Consider the following 18,740-nt stretch of genomic DNA (forward strand, 5'->3'; position numbering starts at 1 on the left):
TTACTCCCGTTTCGTTTGTGTATCCCATTGCCTGATGCCATCCGACACTACCGCGTCAGAACCCGCAGAATCACGCCTCGCCCAACAGCATCTCGTCAATACCGTCGCACAGGCAGTGGATCGTCAGCAAATGTATCTCGTGCACGCGGGCAAGCCGCTGCGTACTGACGCTCAGATGAATATCGGTGTCGCTCAACAAGTCCAGCATCGCGCCACCGTCGCAGCCGGTCAATGCCACCACCAGCATGCCACGCTCATGTGCCGCCACGACCGATGCCATCACGCTGTCCGCGTTACCGTCCGCACTGATCGCCAACAGCACGTCCCCCGGCTGCCCGAGCGCCTGCACCTGCTTGGCGAACAGTTGATCGATGTCGCTCAGCCCGCCCACCGTCTGCAGCAATGACGCACTGGTCGACAACGACAGCGCGGCCAGGCCGGGGCGCTCGCGCTCATAGCGGTCCACCAGTTGCCGCGCGAAATGGTCCGCCAGCGCGGCCGATCCGCCGTCACCGCACACCAGCACCTTATGGCTGTTGACCAGTGCTGTAAACAGTGTGTCGACGGCAGCGCAAATGCCGTGCGCCAACACGTCCAGCGCCGCCCGCTGCGCAGTCGCGCTTTCACTGAATTGATTCTGTATGCTTTCTATCGACATGCCGCCACAATTCCCGCATAGCACACGTGCGCGGTCCTGCTTCCGGCGGCAACGTTGACGTGTCCGGGCGACTTCCGCCACCCGCGCCATCACGTCCGCGCCCCCCTCGGATTCGAACCGTCGTATTCCGCAAGTCGCCGCGCCATGCATACGCGCCGCGCCCCGGGCATTCGCCGTGCGTTTCTTGTCCGATGCAACGTTGCATCGGTTATGTCCCGCGTCACGGGGATACGGCGCAGCATACTGCATGCATTCATGCCGCGCGCAGACCGAGCGCCAATTTTTACGAAACTTTGCGCGCTGTTTTGTATCAGCCCGTAACCAGGGGCGCCGCCCGCAGCTGTACGACCGCACCGGAAGCGCGCTGGAGAACACGCATCCGAACACGTCCCCCATCCCGCAGCCGCCGATACACACGCCCCGTGAGTGTACCGCACCTGTTCAATCAGTTTCGTCAAATGCGGCCGCCAGCCACTGCACCCGATCCGCATCGATTGCGACGACGTCGAAACGGCAGGGCGGCGTGCTGGTCGGCCAGCGCATCATCCACGCGGCGGCGGCACGCCGAATCCGCTGCCGCTTGCGCCAATCGATGCTGGCCGCCGCGCCGCCAAAACGCATGCTCGCCCGCGCACGTACCTCGACGAACACCACCTCGCCGCGCCGATCGTCGGCCATGATCAGGTCGATTTCACCACCGCACAGCCGGACGTTGCGGGCCAAGAGGCGTAGACCCCGGGCAGTCAAATGATCACACGCCCGTGTCTCGAACATTGTCCCGCGCGCCGTTTTCGACATCGGCACCTCGGTAGCGCCCGCGCGGGCCTTGGCGCGCGCCACGGCTGCAGCCTCCGCCTGCTTCAGCACCTCCGCCGCCGCCTCTGCCCTTGACAACCCGGCCACCGGCCCGGCTCTTGTGGATGCGGTCCCCTTGATCGCTGCCGTTACCGTTACCTCGATCGATTGCCCGCCCTTGTCGTCCATTCATCGCTCCCTGTCGAACCCACCGTCCGCCCGCAACGCCATGCGACAATACGCAGGCAATATCGCACTCGCGCCCACGCGCCCCACAGGAATCCACCCCGGTGCCCGATCTCCGCCAATCCGCTTCCCACCACCCCGCCCCACAAGAGACCGTCGGCGCGACAGCCCCCGGGACGGCTCACACACGCTCATCCGGCGACCCCGCGGCACCCACGAATACGACGGCACTCGGCGACTCGGCCGGAGGCGACGCCCAGCGTGCCGCTCCCACGCCGTCCGCGTCGCTGTCCGACGTGAGCCGCTTGGCGCAGGGCCAGGACTACCCCGCGCCGGCGCTGTATATCGTGGCGACGCCGATCGGCAATGCGGCCGACATCACTTTCCGCGCGCATTACCTGCTAGGACTGTGCGATCGCATTGCCGCAGAAGACACGCGCAACACGGGACAGCTACTGACCCGCTACGGCATCAGCAAACCGCTGATCCCCGCACACCAGCACAACGAGCACGAAGCAGCCGAACGCATCCTGTCCCATCTCGCGGCCGGGGAACGCGTGGCTTTCGTTTCGGATGCCGGCACCCCCGGCATCTCGGACCCCGGCGCCCGCCTCGTCGACGCGGCACGTGCCGCAGGCTATCCGATCGTGCCACTGCCCGGCCCCAGTGCGGCCATCACCGCGCTCAGTGCCGCCGGCGCCTGGGCGGAAACGTTCACCTTCATCGGGTTCCTGCCATCCAAGCCCAAACAACGCGCGACGGCCCTGCAAGCACTGGCTGGTCATATGCACGCCCTGGTTTGCTACGAAGCACCGCACCGCATTGACGACACGCTCGCTGCCGCCCGGGAAGCGCTGGGAGGCAACCGCCGCGTATTGATCGGCCGCGAACTGACAAAACTACATGAGAGCGTGCACCAGTGCACCCTGGCCGAAGGGCCGGAGTGGATCGCCGCCGATCCGAATCGACGTCGCGGCGAGTTCGTGCTGGTCATCGAAGGTGCCCCGGCGAGCGACGGCGCGACTGGCGTGGAGACACACGATCCATTACTGCGCGCACTGCTCGAGGCATTACCGGTCAGCGCCGCGGCGCGCGTTGCCGCCAAGATCACCGGCGCATCGCGGACCGCGTTATACACACGGGCGCTGTCCTGGGCCGGGGACGCGGGGGAAGACGAAGAAGAAAGAGACGAGGCAGCGGGCTCGGCCGGTTAAGTCACTGTGCACGCAAAAAAAGGTCCGTGATATCGCGAGCGATGCTGTTGCACCTCCCGCGGTATCACGGACCTTTGCGTTCCGGTATCCGACGCTACGCGATCAATTGTTCGATGCCAGTACCGATTGCGACAATGCCGCGCGCGCTTCGGATGGAGACATACCGATGATCTCCACATGCTGCGTGCCGCGATCGCGCATACCGAGCGCCTTTGCCGCCGCCGCCGACAGATCCAGTACGCGGCGCCCACTGAACGGGCCGCGATCGTTGATCTTGACGATTACCGCACGGTGGTTCTGCGTATTGACGACACGAACGTAGCTCATCAGCGGCAGGCTACGATGCGCCGCAGTGAATTCGTGCATGTCATAGCGTTCGCCGCTGGCCGTCCGGCGACCGTGGAACCGCATGCCATACCATGACGCATTGCCGCTTTGATGGAAATTCGACGTATCCGGAATGTCGGCCGTGATCGGTGCCGCGTGGGACAACGCGCCGTCGGTCTGCACCGTATCGTCGGACGCGGTGACCAGGTCTTCATCGTCGTCGTCGCTGTTCGCACGCTTCGCCGAATCGGCCAGGTCCGCTAATTGCTCTGCAATGGATGCCTGCTGGCCGGGCACGGCACAGTTGGGATGAGGGCGGCGTGCGGGCTGATCGACGGTGGAGACGCATGACGTCATCGCATATCGCGCTTTCATGCCTGCGGTCATCGGCGCCATCTTCATATCAGCCAGCGAACGGCGTAGCGAATCCGACAGCAGCGCGGCGCGCGTACCGGCGGCTGGCGCGGCAATCGCGGCATGATCCGTGCGAGTCGCATCCAGCCGGAGCGAATTCTGGCTGATCGTGTCGCCATCGTGCTGCGTGGCGCAACCGGCAACCAATAGGGTCACCAGCGTGCCCGCGGCGACCTGTACCCAAGGGGACATGCCGGCGCGGCGGGTCAGTCGTGCGTTCATAGACGTGCTGTTCACCTATGGCTGGACGGTCCGCGAAGCTAGGGCGGGACGTCCAGGGTGGCCGGCACGGCAACAGAAAACCGGGGCGATACGTCCGGAATAGGATGGACGAGACCGCCACGGCCAGCAAACGCACGACGCGCGCCACGAAGGAGCGCGCCGCAGACAAGACAATGCTTTACCAATGCGACGCAATGCGCCGGGAAGGCATGCCATGCACGTTCGACTTCTCTGCTGAAGCACCGGGAACGGCGCAATACCGTCTCCACCCGGTTAATTTCACGTCTGGCGCAACCGCATTCGGTCGTTATCACCAGACTCCAACGCGTTGTCTCCAGGGAAACCGCGGCGGCGCGGCCTACGCGACACTCGACTCCCCCTGGCGGCACGGACAACCGGCTGACGCAAACCGCGAACGAGCACCTTGAAAAGACGCATGCCGCACTCAGCCGCCGCCGCATCAGCGACAACGCTTGGCTCCCCCGGAGGACGTGCCTGGTAGGCACGATATCTCTCGCCGATCCTCAACAAGCATGCAACGATGCGACGAGTCCGGGCGGAACGTGTTGCACCAGCCCAAGGCCGGTACGGGATATTCATTGCCATCGGCAGTAGTGCTGGAGACCGAATCTGCCTAATGTCGCTAGGCTACAAACGCGACAGCAGGCCGAAACGGTATCCGTCTGCCCGACGGCAACTGATGCTTGGCTGACCACCATCCGGCACGCTCGTTCGCGCCGGATGCAGGACAAAAAGGAAACACGCACGCAGCGTGTGCACTGATTATACCCGATCTGCTTTTTCAGTCGCTTTTGGCCACTGATTCCGCTCTAATCTGGCAATTGTTACCCGCTTATTTGCCACAAATGCAGCAAAAATAGCAAAAATTTCCACAAATAACCGTTGTTTGTACCATTCTTCCCGCGTGCGCGCGGATATCGGGCCATTCTGGCAACGATCGAAGGCCCTACTTTAAGGCAGTCGGGTCAGGTCTCGTGTTGTCGTTACAATGATTTGCAGTTCCCGCTATTTTTGAAAGATGCGGTAAACCCCGCGGTCACTTTGAGAACCGCAACCGATGGAGCATTGCCGATGAGCGAAGAGATCTATGTCAGCACCGACGTGGAGGCGGACGGTCCCATTCCCGGCCCGCACTCGATGCTGAGCTTCGCGTCGGCCGCTTACACAGCCGATAAGCAACTGATCGCCACGTTTTCCGCGAACCTTGAGACCTTGCCCGGCGCCGACGCCCACCCGACGCAGGCGGCCTGGTGGAAAACCCAGCCGGATGCCTGGGCCGCGTGCCGGACCGATCTGCGCAAGCCCGAAGACGTCATGCCGGCCTATGTAGAATGGGTCGAAGCGCTGCCCGGAAAACCGGTATTCGTCGCATTCCCGGCGGGCTTCGACTTTACGTACATGTTTTGGTACATGATGCGCTTTGTGGATCGGTGCCCGTTTTCCTGGTCCGCACTCGACATCAAGACACTTGCGTTCGCGATGACCGGTCTGCCATTCCGGAAAAGCATCAAGCCGCGCTTTCCACGCCACTGGTTCGACGATCTGCCGCATACACATGTCGCGCTGGATGACGCGATAGAGCAAGGGGCGTTGTTCTGTAACATGCTGGCCGATCTGAGGAAGGACCGCGTGGCGCGTGAATTACGTGAGCCGCCCCTCGCCGACCCGCTGGATGCGCCTCGGGACGGGGATGGCCGCACCGGTCCGATTGCGCGATATTGAACCGTCGATCAACGACATCGCGTGATCCGCGACATCATCGGCGTCTCGCAGTGAGACCCCGCGATCCATCAAAGCGAGAGGGAGAAGCCTGATGGCCTCCGAGTACATCACGATCCAGTCGAAGGACAGCGGCCATTTCCGCGCCTATCTCGCGCTGCCGCCGCGCGGAATCGGCCCAGGCCTCGTACTCTGCCATGAAATCTTCGGCGCCAACGCCACCATGCGTGAACTGGCACACATCTACGCGGAAGAAGGCTATGTCGTGGCGGTCCCGGATCTGTACTGGCGCGAAGAGCCGGGACTCGAATTCGACTACACCAGTAGCGACTGGCAACACGCCTATCGTCTGGGCGAGGCGTTTGACTTCGACCTCGGCGTCGAGGACGTGGGCGCGACGCTGGATGCATTGCGTGAAAGACCGGAGGTGCGCACGGAGACCACCGCCTCGATGGCCGGACGCCGCGAGCGGCCCGATACCCCGGTCTCGGCACCGCGTGAACCGGGCCGCGGCCTCTTTGGTGGCGCCGGCGGAGTATTCTGGCGCGGACGACGCAGCGCCAAGGAGAGCGGGGGCGCGGGCCTGGGCAGCCGGGAGGGCCCCCATGATGCCGGACTGACAGGGCCGAGCGAACGAGAAGCGCCCGGCGGCTTGTCGGTGGTCGGCTTTTCGCTTGGAGGCCGTCTGGCCTATCTGGCGGCATGCCGGTTGGAAGGCGTAAGCTGCGGTGTGTCCTATTACGGGACCGGGATCGAAGACCATCTCGACGAAGCGAATCACCTGTCGGGGCGCTTGGTCGTCCATCTGCCCGAGAACGACAAATTCGTTCCGGAAACGGGGCGGGAAGCCATCGCGTCACATTTTGCGGAATCGCGAAATGTGGAGGTTTACCGCTACCCCCGTGCCGAGCGGGGCTTCGCACGACGCGGCACGGACTCCTACAATCGGCCGGCGGCAACGATTGCCTACCAGCGCACGCTCGGTGCGTTGAAACGTGAGATGGGGCCGTACTTCGATCTATCGCGCCTGTGGGATACCCACTTGATGCATACGATGGCCGATAAAAACGTCGATGCCATCATGAAGGGGCTGGTGGAGGCCCCCTATCTCAACCACGTGCCCACCCGGACCGGCGGTGCGGGCAAGGAAAAGGTGGCGGCGTTTTATCGCGACCATTTCATCGGCCAAATGCCGCCGGATACGCGTTTGCTGCCATTGTCACGGACGGTGGGAGCAACGCAACTGGTCGAGGAAGCCCTGCTGTCCTTCACCCATAGCAATGTGATCGACTGGCTGCTGCCCGGCGTCGCACCGACGCACCGCTATATCGAAATTCCCCTTGTCTGCGTTGCCACGTTTCGCGGCGAAAAGATTCATCGGCTGCAGACGTACTGGGATCAGGCGAGCGTGCTGGTGCAGATCGGCCGGATGACGGCCGATGCGCAGCCGGTGGCGGGCATCGAGTGCGCCCGGAAGATCGTCAACGAGGATCTGCCTTCCAACGAATTGATCGAGCGCACGCCGACGTGACGGCCATCAATGCCCCAGTATGGCGATACAGCCGGTTGCGACACCCAGCAGCGCGACGCCCACCGACATGATCCGCATCCAGCGCCGGCGCGTCAGCAGCGCGACCGCGGCCAGACCGATTGAAATCTGCACCGCCGTGGTCGCCTGCGCCCAACGATGATGCTGATGCATCAAGGCCTCGCTCTTCTCGTCGTCGAGCTTCACGACCTTCTCGATCGCTTCCGCGTTTGCGCGGATAGGCTGCTTTTCGGCACGGTATTTCTGCACATCGGACTCGAACTTTGCCTGCATCTGCGGATTCGTCGTCATCAGGGCCGCGCCCAGTTCGGCGAGATTTTGTTTCTCGCCCTTCGCCTGGTAATACGCCCACTGGTTCGCGGCTTCGGTCTTGCGGATCGCGGCTTCGTTCTTGAAATACAACGCCTGGTTTTCATTCGCGCCGCTTTGATACGAAAAAATCGCCCCAATGCTGGCGAGCACCGCCGTCATGACCGCCATCCATGCCGCGCCATTATCCGGCTCGTGCCCCCCGGCGTGCCCATGACCGGCGTGTTGGACCGCATGATCATGCGGCCCGTGAATCTCATACTCTTCAGACATGACGTTTTCGATGGAAAAAATGATGGCGGACCTCGTCCGGCCGCCCACTGCCGACACTGAGGTAGGCGGCGTCTTAAATGGGCTATCCGCATAATCTCAAAATTTCTGCCCGCACAACGCGCCGTGGCAAAAACCCGTTGACATCGATTTGACGGAAATTGTCGACCGCCCGTGCGAAACGGTCATGCGAACCGTTTCGCTTGCGCGGGCCGATACCACGATAAACTCGTTGCCGCCCAATCATTTGCACACCAGCATGCCAAGAAATAAAGCTATCGGGATCGTGATGCCTCACGCGATCGGAGATTCGATGTACCTGATGGTGCTGCTGCGGGCGCTGTTGCGGCAGGGCGACGATTTGACGCTGATCGGCGGCGTGATTTATCCCCTGCGGGCATGGTTCCCCGAGGTGCCTGTCGCGCGCTGGGTTCCGGACCCCTGTGACCACGCGGCACGCGAGGCGCTGCTGCGCGGCTTCGATCAGATCGTGCAGATGTTTCCGCGACCAATGGCGGACCGCTTGCTGGCCGACGACCCGCTGGTGGCTCCCCGCTTATTGCGGCTGGTCGACTTGCCCGGCTTCTATAATCGCGCGCATGTGCTGCACGCACTGATGGCGGCAGGAAGGCAGCATCTTGGTTTGCATGCCAGCGAAAGCGATGTGCCACTCGACAATGGCATGCGGCCACCGTCCCCGCTGCTGCATCGCGAGCACGACAAACGCGTGGTGATCCATCCGGTGGCGAGCAATACGTTCAAGACATGGGATGCCGCCAAATTCGTGCGTCTTGCGCATGGCCTGCGTCACCGTGGATTGCAGCCATGCCTCGCCGTACCACCCGACGAAGCGAGCGCATGGCATCAACGCGCACCGGGCATCGATGTCGTCGCTTTTGCCGCACTGCCGGATCTGGCGGCTTTCCTATACACGTCCGGCTGGTTTATTGGCAATGATTCGGGCATCGGCCATCTTGCCTCGGCACTCGACATCCCGACGGTGTCGGTGTTCCCACGCAAAGGTCTCGCGCAGCGCTGGCATCCGCGCCGTCATCGGCAAAACCCTACACGGGTTGCTATCCGGACAGAGGCCGGGGACCAGCCTGATGCCGATCGCGCTGGCAGTGCCGACGTCACCGCCAGCGACGCGCCTGGTGCCGGCAGCGGCAACGACACCCGCGCGCACCCGTATTCGAGGCAGGGTGCCTATAACGTCGTGGTCCTACCCATGCCGTTTCTGCCCATCACCAAATTGAAAGAACGGTATTGGCGCGGTCTGATGCCGGTATCCCGGGTCCTGGCGGCGTTCGATCGCCAACGGCGTACAATCGAAACCCCTGACGGACCACCATGAGTCGGCCCGCGCCGCGTGCGCGCACGGTGCCAACGCCCCACCGGCGCGCGGGGGCCGGCCGATCGACGCCACCGATCGCTTGCCCGGTCGACCGGTCCGCCGTGGTATTTCGCCTATTGTCCTGATGTCGTCATGAACGATTCACGCATGCCTTCCTCCGCTGCCCCGCACACCCCGCCCATCGATGCCGCGTCGCATCTCGCGGAACCGAACATCGGTTTTCTGACCTGCCTCGTCGACGCCCTGGGCAGCGATATCGTGACGACCGATCCTGCATTGCTGGAACCTTGGCAAAGCGACTGGCGTGGCCTCTACCGTGGCACGGCGCAAGCACTCGTCCGCCCACGCACGACGGCGGAAGTCTCCACCTGCCTGCGTCTGTGCAACGCGGCGCAGGTCCCGGTCGTGCCACGTGGCGGCAATACCGGCCTTTGCGGCGGGGCCACGCCGGAAAGCGCGGCCAAGGCCGGTGCGGGCGGTCGCCAGCTCAGCGTGATCCTAAGCCTGGACCGGATGAATGCCGTGCGCGGCGTGGATACGATCGCCAACGTCATCACGGCGGAGGCCGGCTGCATTCTGGCGGACCTGCAGCGCATTGCCTCGGAGGCCGAGCGCTTGTTGCCGTTAAGCCTGGCGGCCGAAGGCTCCTGCCAGCTCGGTGGTAACCTGTCGACGAATGCGGGTGGGGTCAACGTGGTCCGCTATGGGATGACGCGTGAACTGGTCCTCGGCGTGGAAGCGGTCCTGCCGAATGGCGAGATATTCGAAGGCCTGCGCACACTGCGCAAGGACAACACGGGCTATGACCTGAAACAGTTGCTGATCGGCGCCGAAGGCACCCTCGGCATCATCACGGCGGCGTCGCTGCGACTGTATCCACGCAATGGCGTTCGCACGGTGGTCCTGGCCGCGGTCGAGGCGCCACAACAGGCGCTGGACCTGTATTCACTGGTGTTCAAACGCTGTGGCCAGCGTGTCCAGGCGTTTGAATATTTCACGCACGCCTGCCTCGAACTGGTGCTGCGCGAGGTCGATGGCCTGCGCGCCCCCTTCAGTGAAGCCCATGATGGCTATGTGCTGCTCGAACTTGCCGATACCGCCGATGAAGGCGCGCTGATCGCATTGGTCGAGGATGTGGTCGGCCAGGCGTTGGAAGACGGCTTGTGCCGGGACGCCGCGATGTCCACCACGCTGGCGCAGTTGGCTGCGTTCTGGCGCTTGCGCGAGGAGATTTCGGAAGCGCAAAAGCGCGACGGTCCGCACCTGAAACATGATGTGTCGGTGCCCATCGAAGCGCTTCCCGCCTTCCTCGACGCAGTCGGCGCACGCCTGTCACACACGGTGCCCGACCTGCGTCTGTTCGTCTTCGGCCACTTTGGTGATGGCAATCTGCACTACAACGTGTCGCGACCGGCCGGTGCGCCGTCGGACTTCTTTACACAGGCAGCGCCGGCCGACTCGCCTGCCGACGCCGCCACAGGTAGCACCAACAGCACACGGCCGGATAGCAAAGGGGATCTCGTTACCGATGCCGTGCTCGACGAAGTGGCCCGTTTCAACGGCAGCATCAGTGCTGAACATGGGATCGGCCAATTGAAGCGGTCGCACTTCCTGCGGCACAAGTCGGCATTGGAACAGCGGCTCATGCGGGATATCAAGACGCTGTTCGACCCGAACGGCATCATGAACCCCGGCAAACTGCTGTAACGACTTTCTCGGACGATTTCGGCATCTGATACTTGACGTTTCATCTCCATCGATTAATATACGCATCGCGTACAGACGATCGGAGACCTTCATGAGCGTGCCGCAACAAACCTTCCTGCGCGATGCCATGCGCCGCCTGAACATGACGCGCGAGGCATTCGCCAGCCGTATCGGTGTTTCTCGTCGCGCGTTGGATACCTGGTTATTGCCGGCCGAATCGGCGGAGTCGCGCGGCATGCCGGAAATCGTCGAACGTTTCGTCAATGAAATCCTGACCCGGCCAGCCGATGGCCTGGCTGCGCAAAGCGCATACCCTGGACAGACCCCAGGTTGCCCGATCCAGTTCGAGGGGCGGCCGCAATTGCTGTCGGTCGATCAGTTCTCGCGCGACACCGTCGAGGACCTCTTCCGTCTCGCGGACATCATGCAACCCATCGCGCGCCGCCAGAAGATCAGCCGCGTGCTGGAAGGCGCCGTGCTGGGGAATTTGTTCTTCGAAGCCAGTACCCGAACCCGCGTCAGCTTCGGCGCTGCATTCGCCCGGCTGGGCGGCTCGGTATGCGACACGACCGGCTTCACGTTTTCGTCGATGGCAAAGGGCGAGTCGATCTATGACACCAGCCGGGTGATGGCGGGTTATGTCGACGCGATGGTGGTACGCCATCCGGAACGCGGCTCGGTGGAAGAGTTCGCGCGCGCAACCAACATTCCGGTGATCAATGCCGGAGATGGTCCCGGCGAGCATCCAAGCCAGGCGTTGCTGGATTTGTACACGATCCAGCGCGAGTTTTCGCGCATCGGGAAAATCGTGGATGGTGCGCACATCGCAATGGTCGGCGACTTGAAATACGGCCGCACCGTACACTCGCTGAGCAAGCTGCTGGCGCTATACAAGAATCTGCGCTTCACGCTGATCTCGCCGCAGACGCTGGAAATGCCAGCCTATATCGTCGAGAAACTGGGCCAACGCGATCACACCGTGGTGCAGACCAACAACTTGCGCGAGGGACTGCGTGGCGTTGATGTCGTGTACGCCACACGCATTCAAAAAGAGCGCTTCACCGACGAATCGTTCGAAGGTTATACACCGGACTTCCAGATCAATCAGGCACTGGTCGACGCCGTCTGCGGGCCGGATACCATGATCATGCACCCCCTGCCTCGCGATGGCCGGCCGGGCGCCAATGATCTGAGCACGGACCTGAATCATGATTCGCGTCTGGCGATCTTCCGTCAAACCGATAACGGCATCCCGGTACGGATGGCAATCTTCGCGACGTTGATGGGCGTGGAGAATCTGGTGGGACGGTCCATGCGCGATGCGAACTGGCAGTCGCCGCCGTATATCGGCGTGGACGACGCGGTGTTCCACGGCATCGACTGACGTACGGCACAGGCCGGTTCATACGGCACGCCGATCCAATGGACCGGCGGCGGCCTGATGTAAATGCGGATGCGACAGGGCGCCTCAGCTGTTCAAGCCCGCTTCTATCGATTCGCCGACAGCCAGGATCTCGGCATCCTGCCCGTGCAGGCCTGCCACCATCAGACCCACTGGTGCATCGTCATACGCCGGGGCCGGAATCGATAGCGCGCAACCATCGATGAAATTGATGATGCTCGGATTGCGCAGCGCGCGACCGTTCGCCGCGAAAAACGCCGCGTCCGACTTCAGGTCATCGATCTGCGGTGGCAGCATCGGCGCCGTCGGCATCAGGATCGCATCGTACCCCGCGAACGCCTGCGCCGCCTCGGCGATCACCGCCCGTCGCGCCGCCAGCAGATCGAGGTAGTCGGCGGCACTCGCCGTCTCACCAATGCGGATACGCGCTAAGACGCGTGCATCATAGGACGCCGCCCGCGTGGCCACCCAGTCGCGGTGATACCACCAGGCCTCTATCGGCGAAAAACCAAACTTGTTGATCGATGTCAGCCGGTCCAGTGCGTCAAAGCGCATATCCACCAAGTCCGCGCCGAGATTGCTCAAGCGCGCGAGCGCAGCTTCGAACGCCCGCTCGACCTCAGGCTCGACGCCTTCCATGACGACATTCGTTACGATCGCAAAACGACGACCCGCGATGTCCGCGGCGCGCGCCCCCGCATTGCCGCGCTTTTTCCCCGACGGGATGGGCTCCTGCAATGCCAGCGCGGCTGCCCGCTCGGGCGCACCAGCCAATACCTGATCGATAATCGCGCAGCATTGCACCGTGGGGGCAATCGCGCCAAACGAATCCAGTGTCATCGACAGCGGGATAGCGCCTTGCCCCGGAATGCGGTTCGCACTCGGCTTGAAGCCGGTCACACCACAGAACGCCGCCGGAATGCGCAGCGAGCCCCCCGTATCAGTGCCTAATCCATAGGCAGCCATCCCTTCCGCGACAGACACGGCCGCCCCGGAGGACGATCCGCCGGAAACGCGTCGCTCATGCGGACGCCAGGGCGATGCCGGTGAACCGAAGTGCGGATTCATGCCCAGCCCCGAAAAAGCGAACTCGCTCATGTTCGAGCGGCCGATCAACACGGCCCCGGCCGCACGCAGCCGCGAGACGACCTCCGCATCGCTCGTGGCCGGTGCCGCATCGGCCAACACCGCCGAACCGGCGCGTGTAGGCTGACCCGCAACGTCGAACAGGTCCTTGACCGATACGGGCAAGCCCGCGAGGGGCGACAGCAACCGACCGGCCTTGCGCTGCGTATCGATGGCATCGGCTTGCGCGCGGGCGCCGTCCGCATCCACGGAGACAAAGGCATGGGCACCGTTGCCGCCTGCGGCGGCAATGCGTTCCAAGGCGATTTCGGTCAGTGCGCGGCTCGTGGTGTCACCACGTGCAAGCGCATTTGCCAGTTCGGCAATAGGCGTCTTGGGATCGAAGGCGGTTGTCATTGAGTTTTCGTTCGGCAAATCAGAAATACGACGTCATCGGCAGCGCGGATGCCAGGATTCTCCCCATGGTAATCGAGATCCCAGACCATATCGGGAAGATTGGGCCAGACCATCGTGCCATCCACCGCGCCACATGATAGCAAGTCAGAACGGCAGATCGGTAGCGGCGTTGCATCGCGTGATCGCGCGCTGTCGAACCGTTGCTATCCGCTTAAAGGAGGGAGAGGCGTCGGAGCGGGGGCGTCCGTCATGCCTGAATGATTACGTCGGCGACCCAGGTGCCGAAGGCGACCACCATCCAAAGATTGGTCAGCAGCAACGCATCATCGCGACGGCGGTGCACCGATCTGCGCGCGTCGCTGACGCGACGAAAGAACGATGCGGGCAACAGGCAGGCGATGCCCGTCAACAAACGCGCGGCAAGTGATATCCAGGCAGCCATGGCAAGCATGTGCTCCATGCGACGCTCCGCGCGTTTGAAGCCCTCTCCATGAGGAGGGCTGGGTCAAATAAACAAGGCGTAGACCATGGATGCGCCTAGGACGAGCGCCGCGGCGAGCGCTACACGCCGCAGCAACATCAATAACCGCAGGCTACGTGGCGCCCAGTCGCCGAACGACCGCAACAACGGCGTGCCCGCCTCCTGCAGAACAAACGGCTCGCCGCGACGATGCGCGAAAGCCGCCATGCCAAACGAGTACATCGCGTACAGCAAGATCACCAGCACTGCCAAGCTCTGAACGTACTCCACGGCGCCCCCCGCTTGTTTTCCGGCAAATGCACGCCATGCCCCCATGCGCGGCATTTCCTCGGCCCGATTGTCGTGTGGTTCTTGCGTATTGCCGCGCAAACTACAGAAATCGATTATTTATTGATATGTCATTGATACAAAGGCGGAACGAATACGATTGCCATCCATACCACCAGCCCTGCCACTGCCGCCCACCGCAAGCCAATCAAGCGACGATATTGTCGCGGCGCCCATTCCCCAAAGCTGCGCCACTTCTTGCCGGCAAATTCCACATGCACATAGCGGCTATGTACAAAGTACATCCGCAACGCCGAGCACACCGAAACCACAACATAGGTCATTACGACCAAAGCCGCCAATCGCCCAATAACATCAATCATCACCGTTCTCCGTATTTAAATGTCATGACGGCAATGGCTATGTCCCACCCGAAAATGGTTCCCGGTTCGACCAGTATCTGGATATGCCGCGAGCGCACGGCGGCGCGTTGGCGGCAAGCATTCCCAACCCGTTACTCCTTGGCCATTTTCACGGCGCATACCCTGCCGTGCGGTCCGGTTTTCTCGCCCGTTGCCCATGCACGAAACACGATGCTTCTTGCTTAGGAACGCACTACCGCGAGGTGTTCCGAACTCTTTTCACGCAAAACCCAACAATGTCATCCGCACCGGAAAAAGGACCCGAGGCGATGGCGGATCATGTAATAAGACAGGGAATTATTCCCGATCAATCGTCCGCATAAGTTTAAAAATTCTATCAAATAGTTAATAATTGCCAACCGATAAATTGTAACGACTTCGATACACTTACAAATCAAAAGAAATGAATGACTAGTGCTTTTTGCTATGGCAAACCCCAGTACGTACCTGGGGAAGCGAGTTGATACATGCATTTGTTTCTACATTCGATCGTACCTTTGTACCAGTTAGTATTTTTGTCACGACCTGTATCAGCTGCAACAAATCATGTCCATGCGACAAATCGGTAATACCAAACCGTATTACATAGAAAAAGCCATGGGAATCGGCCGATTTTTCCGTAATTTCAGACGACATGTCTTACGCATATTGAATCGAAAGCACTTCTCTGGCATGAAATCTGCGCCGCACAAATGCATATACAAACGTTTGTTTTTGAAATGATGCGTTAGACGGGAAATGCCATCCGACCATCTCTGGATCGATAGAAGTTGTGTCGGCGCGCAACGTCGGGACATGACGTCGTACCAACTCGATCGGTATCGAAAACAGGAGCGGACGATATCCATGGTTTCTGCCCTCACGAAAGGCGGCCGACGGGACGATTCGTAACAGCGTCTTCCTGAAGATGCCGCTACCAGTGACCGGCGAAACGGGCCCTTCTCGAACCGTATCATCTGATGCTCGCATTGCTCCGCGACGGGAGCCAGCGCCTTCACGCCGCATTCTGTGATGGCCGATTGCCCTTCTGTCACTGGGCCGTCACACGGTGCCGCTTTTTTCGTGCGCCTGCTTACATTCGGTAAAAACCCCGATGCTGTTTCTTTGTTATATTTTTTTAAGACAAAGATATATCGACCCATCCGGGCGCATCGATGCCGCCGTGACACCGGATCCAACGGACAATTGACGATGCCTACTATGCCGAAGACACCAAACGCCCCGTCGGACGACGATCGCAAGAAAATATTGGTACTCGACCAGAGCGGCGTCATGGGCGGGGCCGAATTGTCACTGCTCGAAGTCTGCAAACGCGTGCGTGGCGCATGCGATGTCGTATTGTTCGCCGATGGTCCATTCCGCGAACGGCTTCAAGAAGTGGGCGTCAGCGTCTCGATCCTTGGTGACAGCACGCTGAACAATATGAAAAAGGAAGGCGGCCGCGCGTTGTCATTCGGCACCGTCAAGTCGGCATTGCGCCTTTCCTGGCAATTGGTCAAGCAGGCGCGTACGCGTCAGCTCGTGTACGCAAACACGCAAAAAGCCATGGTCATCGGTTCAGTGGTGGGTTTTCTTGCGCGTCGACCGGTGGTTTGGCATCTGCGCGACATCGTCTCGGCCGATCATTTCGGCCCTGACCGGCTGCGCGTGATTCAGTTGTGCTCGAAGCTGTTCCTGACGCATGTCATCGCCAATTCCAAAGCCTCCGCCGACGCCTGGCTCGGCTTGACGAAGCTGCCGCGCGACCGCGTCAGCGTGGTTTATAACGGCATCGATGCCGCGCCGTTCGATACCGTCGACGCCACGCCACGTGCGGAATTGCGCGCACGCTTCGACCTGCCCCCGGATGCGTTCCTGGTAGGAACGTTTAGCCGATTGGCACAATGGAAGGGGCAGCATGTGCTGCTTGACGCCGTGGCACGCACGCCGAATGCACACGCCGTGCTCGTGGGCGCCGCGCTGTTCGGTGAGGATGCGTACGAAGCCCAGTTAAAGGCACAAGCGCAACGTCTCGGCATTGCCGACCGTGTGCACTTCCTCGGTTTCCAGCGCGACGTACCGGCGCTGATGAGTGCGATGGACGTCATTGCGCATACCTCGATTGCACCGGAGCCTTTCGGCCGCGTGATCGTGGAAGCGATGTTGGCGCGGCGGCCGATCGTGGCGGCAGCGGCAGGAGGCGCACTCGAGATCATTACCCAAGGCCAGGACGGCATTCTGATAGAACCCAATCGCGCCGATCTGCTCGCGGAGCAGATCGAAAAGCTTCGCACGGCACCGGAACTGTCCCACGACCTGGTCGCTCGGGCCTACACCAGCGCACGCGCGCGATTTGATCCCGATGTGTATTGCCGGAATGTCATGAAAAAGCTGGAAGTGGTAGGAGGCTTTCTGCTCCCCGAAGACCCGTTGCCAGCGGCGACATCCATGGCCGCACAGGCGACCCATGCCGCGTCTGCGGCACAGTCGTCGCCATCGTCCTTCGCGACGGCGGGTGCCACGTTGCACGGCGCGACCTTTGCACCAAATGGCGGGCAGCCGGCGCGGCCAGCCACGCAAGCAGTCAATGCGGCCGGAACAGACACGACGCCGGTCAATGCGGGGAAGGCCGCTACTCGGCGATGATCGGACTCGCGCGATGGATACGGCGACCGCTGACGCAGCGACAGTGCGCCATCGTGCCGAGTCAGGCAGGCGCCTACAGCGCCATACACGGTGACGCCGGACCGGCCCCCCGCCCCGCCACCACGCACAAGCACACGACCACGGACGCCGCCCCGGCAAAGGTGGCCTCTGCAGGTTCCCGCATACCGTCGCTGGACGGTCTGCGCGCCATCTCGATCTGCCTTGTGCTGATTGGCCATTTCATGGGCACGGTGCACGCGGACGGCTCACTCATCCGCCTATTCACGCGGCTATTCGGTAACGATGGTTTCGGTGTGCTGGTGTTTTTCGTGATCAGCGGCTTCCTGATCACGCGTCTGCTGATCGCGGAAGACGATCGAGGCCATGTGTCGATGAGCGATTTCTATCGCCGTCGCTTCTTCCGCATTGCGCCCGTTGCATTGCTATATATCGCTGTCGTGGCGATCTTACGCATCGCCGATGTGATCGATATCACCTGGGCGTCCCTGTTGCGAGGCTTGTTTTTCCTCAAGGATTACGATTCGCTGTTTGCCGATGCGCGCTTGAAAGCGGGCAATTGGTTCGTAGGCCATATGTGGTCACTGAGCATCGAAGAACAGTTCTACCTGATCTGGCCATTTATTTTTCTTGCGTTGAACCGCCGCCATGCAAAGTGGTTCGCCCTCGCCGTCATCGTCACCGGCCCATTCATCCGGGTGGCGCAATATGCCGCGTTCGACCATCTGCATCTGTTCGTCTATTTCATGCTCCACACACGGATGGACAGCTTGATGATGGGATGTTTCATCGCACTCTGCTATCACGAGACGTGGTTCGAACGTGCGCTCGAAACCGCGTTCCGCTGGCGCCTGCCGATTGTGGCCATCGTCTACGCGTTCCTGATCTCGCCGTTCATCACCGCTTATCTGGGCGGTAAATACCAACTCACAGTGGGTTGGTCGCTGGAGAACCTGTGCGTGGCCATGATGCTGTTGTGGGTCGTGCGTCGCCCCGAGACGCCACTGGGGCGATTCCTGAACCTCCGATGGATAGCCGGGCTAGGCGCGTTGTCGTACAGCCTCTACATCTGGCAGCAGATGTTCCTAACCCCCAACAACCACACATGGAGTGGTCAGGCGCCGATCAACCTCATCGTGGTCTTTATCGTGGCGCTGTGTTCGTATCACGGGTTCGAGAAACCCATGATACGTCTCGGCCGTGCCCTGGGTCGCCGGCATCATGCGCCACAAGTCGCGCCAAATACGGTGGACAGGTAAAGAAAGAAGGCGCCACCACCAAGCGGTCGTGGCGCCTTC

Annotated in this window: 17 protein-coding genes; 9 read left to right on the forward strand and 8 right to left on the reverse strand. The window is 61.6% G+C overall.

Annotation, left to right across the window (positions count from 1 at the left end; translation table 11 throughout):
• Window positions 1-70: 70 nt before the first annotated feature.
• A complete protein-coding gene (locus tag WM40_RS04780) occupies window positions 71-658 on the reverse strand; it encodes an SIS domain-containing protein (protein ID WP_024903585.1) in 588 nt (195 codons plus the stop codon).
• Window positions 659-1,099: 441 nt separating this feature from the next.
• Complete coding sequence (locus WM40_RS32040) at window positions 1,100-1,456, reverse strand: YraN family protein (protein WP_024903586.1); 357 nt, start codon at window positions 1,454-1,456, stop codon at window positions 1,100-1,102.
• 470 nt (window positions 1,457-1,926) lie between these two features.
• Here WM40_RS32040 and rsmI point away from each other — a divergent pair, with 470 nt between their 5' ends.
• Window positions 1,927-2,853, forward strand: a complete 927-nt coding sequence (gene rsmI, locus WM40_RS04790) for a 16S rRNA (cytidine(1402)-2'-O)-methyltransferase (RefSeq protein WP_024903587.1) — start codon at window positions 1,927-1,929, stop codon at window positions 2,851-2,853.
• A gap of 102 nt (window positions 2,854-2,955) precedes the next feature.
• Here the strand turns inward: rsmI and WM40_RS04795 are convergent, their stop codons facing one another.
• Complete coding sequence (locus tag WM40_RS04795; RefSeq protein ID WP_046152334.1) at window positions 2,956-3,537, reverse strand: septal ring lytic transglycosylase RlpA family protein; 582 nt, start codon at window positions 3,535-3,537, stop codon at window positions 2,956-2,958.
• 383 nt (window positions 3,538-3,920) lie between these two features.
• Here WM40_RS04795 and WM40_RS04800 point away from each other — a divergent pair, with 383 nt between their 5' ends.
• From WM40_RS04800 to WM40_RS04810, 3 genes are all read left to right on the forward strand, one after another.
• Window positions 3,921-4,244 (forward strand): hypothetical protein, encoded by a 324-nt coding sequence (locus WM40_RS04800; protein ID WP_024903589.1) that lies wholly within the window; start codon window positions 3,921-3,923, stop codon window positions 4,242-4,244.
• Between the two features lie 664 nt (window positions 4,245-4,908).
• Window positions 4,909-5,559: a 3'-5' exonuclease family protein gene (locus WM40_RS04805; RefSeq protein ID WP_024903590.1), complete on the forward strand. Its 651-nt coding sequence runs from the start codon at window positions 4,909-4,911 to the stop codon at window positions 5,557-5,559.
• A 91-nt stretch (window positions 5,560-5,650) separates the two neighbouring features.
• On the forward strand, window positions 5,651-7,087 hold the full coding sequence (locus WM40_RS04810; RefSeq protein ID WP_024903591.1) for a dienelactone hydrolase family protein: 1,437 nt from the start codon (window positions 5,651-5,653) through the stop codon (window positions 7,085-7,087).
• 6 nt (window positions 7,088-7,093) lie between these two features.
• Here the strand turns inward: WM40_RS04810 and WM40_RS04815 are convergent, their stop codons facing one another.
• Window positions 7,094-7,687, reverse strand: coding sequence for a DUF4337 domain-containing protein (locus WM40_RS04815; protein WP_024903592.1), 594 nt, complete (start codon window positions 7,685-7,687; stop codon window positions 7,094-7,096).
• Window positions 7,688-7,973: 286 nt separating this feature from the next.
• On the opposite strand from WM40_RS04815, the gene WM40_RS04820 reads away from it, so the two are divergent.
• From WM40_RS04820 to WM40_RS04830, 3 genes are all read left to right on the forward strand, one after another.
• Window positions 7,974-9,038: a glycosyltransferase family 9 protein gene (locus tag WM40_RS04820; RefSeq protein WP_157685709.1), complete on the forward strand. Its 1,065-nt coding sequence runs from the start codon at window positions 7,974-7,976 to the stop codon at window positions 9,036-9,038.
• A 147-nt stretch (window positions 9,039-9,185) separates the two neighbouring features.
• A complete protein-coding gene (locus WM40_RS04825) occupies window positions 9,186-10,745 on the forward strand; it encodes an FAD-binding oxidoreductase (protein WP_081764934.1) in 1,560 nt (519 codons plus the stop codon).
• 91 nt (window positions 10,746-10,836) lie between these two features.
• Entirely contained in the window at window positions 10,837-12,129 is a 1,293-nt protein-coding gene (locus tag WM40_RS04830) for an aspartate carbamoyltransferase (RefSeq protein ID WP_024903595.1), read from the forward strand.
• An 84-nt stretch (window positions 12,130-12,213) separates the two neighbouring features.
• Here WM40_RS04830 and WM40_RS04835 read toward each other — a convergent pair whose 3' ends face one another.
• The 4 genes from WM40_RS04835 to WM40_RS04850 all read right to left on the reverse strand — a co-directional run bounded on the left by WM40_RS04835 (window position 12,214) and on the right by WM40_RS04850 (window position 14,760).
• Window positions 12,214-13,629: an amidase gene (locus WM40_RS04835; protein WP_024903596.1), complete on the reverse strand. Its 1,416-nt coding sequence runs from the start codon at window positions 13,627-13,629 to the stop codon at window positions 12,214-12,216.
• Between the two features lie 247 nt (window positions 13,630-13,876).
• On the reverse strand, window positions 13,877-14,089 hold the full coding sequence (locus WM40_RS04840; protein ID WP_024903597.1) for a hypothetical protein: 213 nt from the start codon (window positions 14,087-14,089) through the stop codon (window positions 13,877-13,879).
• Between the two features lie 45 nt (window positions 14,090-14,134).
• Window positions 14,135-14,425, reverse strand: coding sequence for a hypothetical protein (locus WM40_RS04845; RefSeq protein ID WP_157685031.1), 291 nt, complete (start codon window positions 14,423-14,425; stop codon window positions 14,135-14,137).
• An 83-nt stretch (window positions 14,426-14,508) separates the two neighbouring features.
• Window positions 14,509-14,760: a hypothetical protein gene (locus WM40_RS04850; protein ID WP_024903599.1), complete on the reverse strand. Its 252-nt coding sequence runs from the start codon at window positions 14,758-14,760 to the stop codon at window positions 14,509-14,511.
• A 1,230-nt stretch (window positions 14,761-15,990) separates the two neighbouring features.
• On the opposite strand from WM40_RS04850, the gene WM40_RS04860 reads away from it, so the two are divergent.
• Window positions 15,991-17,424: a glycosyltransferase family 4 protein gene (locus WM40_RS04860; RefSeq protein WP_236693386.1), complete on the forward strand. Its 1,434-nt coding sequence runs from the start codon at window positions 15,991-15,993 to the stop codon at window positions 17,422-17,424.
• A 53-nt stretch (window positions 17,425-17,477) separates the two neighbouring features.
• On the forward strand, window positions 17,478-18,701 hold the full coding sequence (locus WM40_RS04865) for an acyltransferase family protein (RefSeq protein ID WP_157685710.1): 1,224 nt from the start codon (window positions 17,478-17,480) through the stop codon (window positions 18,699-18,701).
• Window positions 18,702-18,740: the final 39 nt, after the last annotated feature.

The organism is Robbsia andropogonis (genome assembly GCF_000970345.1).
Classification (GTDB): domain Bacteria; phylum Pseudomonadota; class Gammaproteobacteria; order Burkholderiales; family Burkholderiaceae; genus Robbsia; species Robbsia andropogonis.

Coding starts and splice junctions, on each gene's coding strand:
- WM40_RS04820 (WP_157685709.1), top strand. CDS start 7,974: ATGCCTCACGCGATCGGAGATTCGATGTACCTGATGGTGCTGCTGCGG.
- WM40_RS04835 (WP_024903596.1), bottom strand. CDS start 13,629: ATGACAACCGCCTTCGATCCCAAGACGCCTATTGCCGAACTGGCAAAT.
- WM40_RS04795 (WP_046152334.1), bottom strand. CDS start 3,537: ATGACGTCATGCGTCTCCACCGTCGATCAGCCCGCACGCCGCCCTCAT.
- WM40_RS04815 (WP_024903592.1), bottom strand. CDS start 7,687: ATGTCTGAAGAGTATGAGATTCACGGGCCGCATGATCATGCGGTCCAA.
- WM40_RS04860 (WP_236693386.1), top strand. CDS start 15,991: ATGCCTACTATGCCGAAGACACCAAACGCCCCGTCGGACGACGATCGC.
- WM40_RS04845 (WP_157685031.1), bottom strand. CDS start 14,425: ATGGGGGCATGGCGTGCATTTGCCGGAAAACAAGCGGGGGGCGCCGTG.
- WM40_RS04850 (WP_024903599.1), bottom strand. CDS start 14,760: ATGATTGATGTTATTGGGCGATTGGCGGCTTTGGTCGTAATGACCTAT.
- WM40_RS04840 (WP_024903597.1), bottom strand. CDS start 14,089: ATGGAGCACATGCTTGCCATGGCTGCCTGGATATCACTTGCCGCGCGT.
- WM40_RS04810 (WP_024903591.1), top strand. CDS start 5,651: ATGGCCTCCGAGTACATCACGATCCAGTCGAAGGACAGCGGCCATTTC.
- WM40_RS04825 (WP_081764934.1), top strand. CDS start 9,186: ATGCCTTCCTCCGCTGCCCCGCACACCCCGCCCATCGATGCCGCGTCG.
- WM40_RS04830 (WP_024903595.1), top strand. CDS start 10,837: ATGAGCGTGCCGCAACAAACCTTCCTGCGCGATGCCATGCGCCGCCTG.
- WM40_RS04805 (WP_024903590.1), top strand. CDS start 4,909: ATGAGCGAAGAGATCTATGTCAGCACCGACGTGGAGGCGGACGGTCCC.
- WM40_RS04780 (WP_024903585.1), bottom strand. CDS start 658: ATGTCGATAGAAAGCATACAGAATCAATTCAGTGAAAGCGCGACTGCG.
- WM40_RS04800 (WP_024903589.1), top strand. CDS start 3,921: ATGGACGAGACCGCCACGGCCAGCAAACGCACGACGCGCGCCACGAAG.
- WM40_RS32040 (WP_024903586.1), bottom strand. CDS start 1,456: ATGTCGAAAACGGCGCGCGGGACAATGTTCGAGACACGGGCGTGTGAT.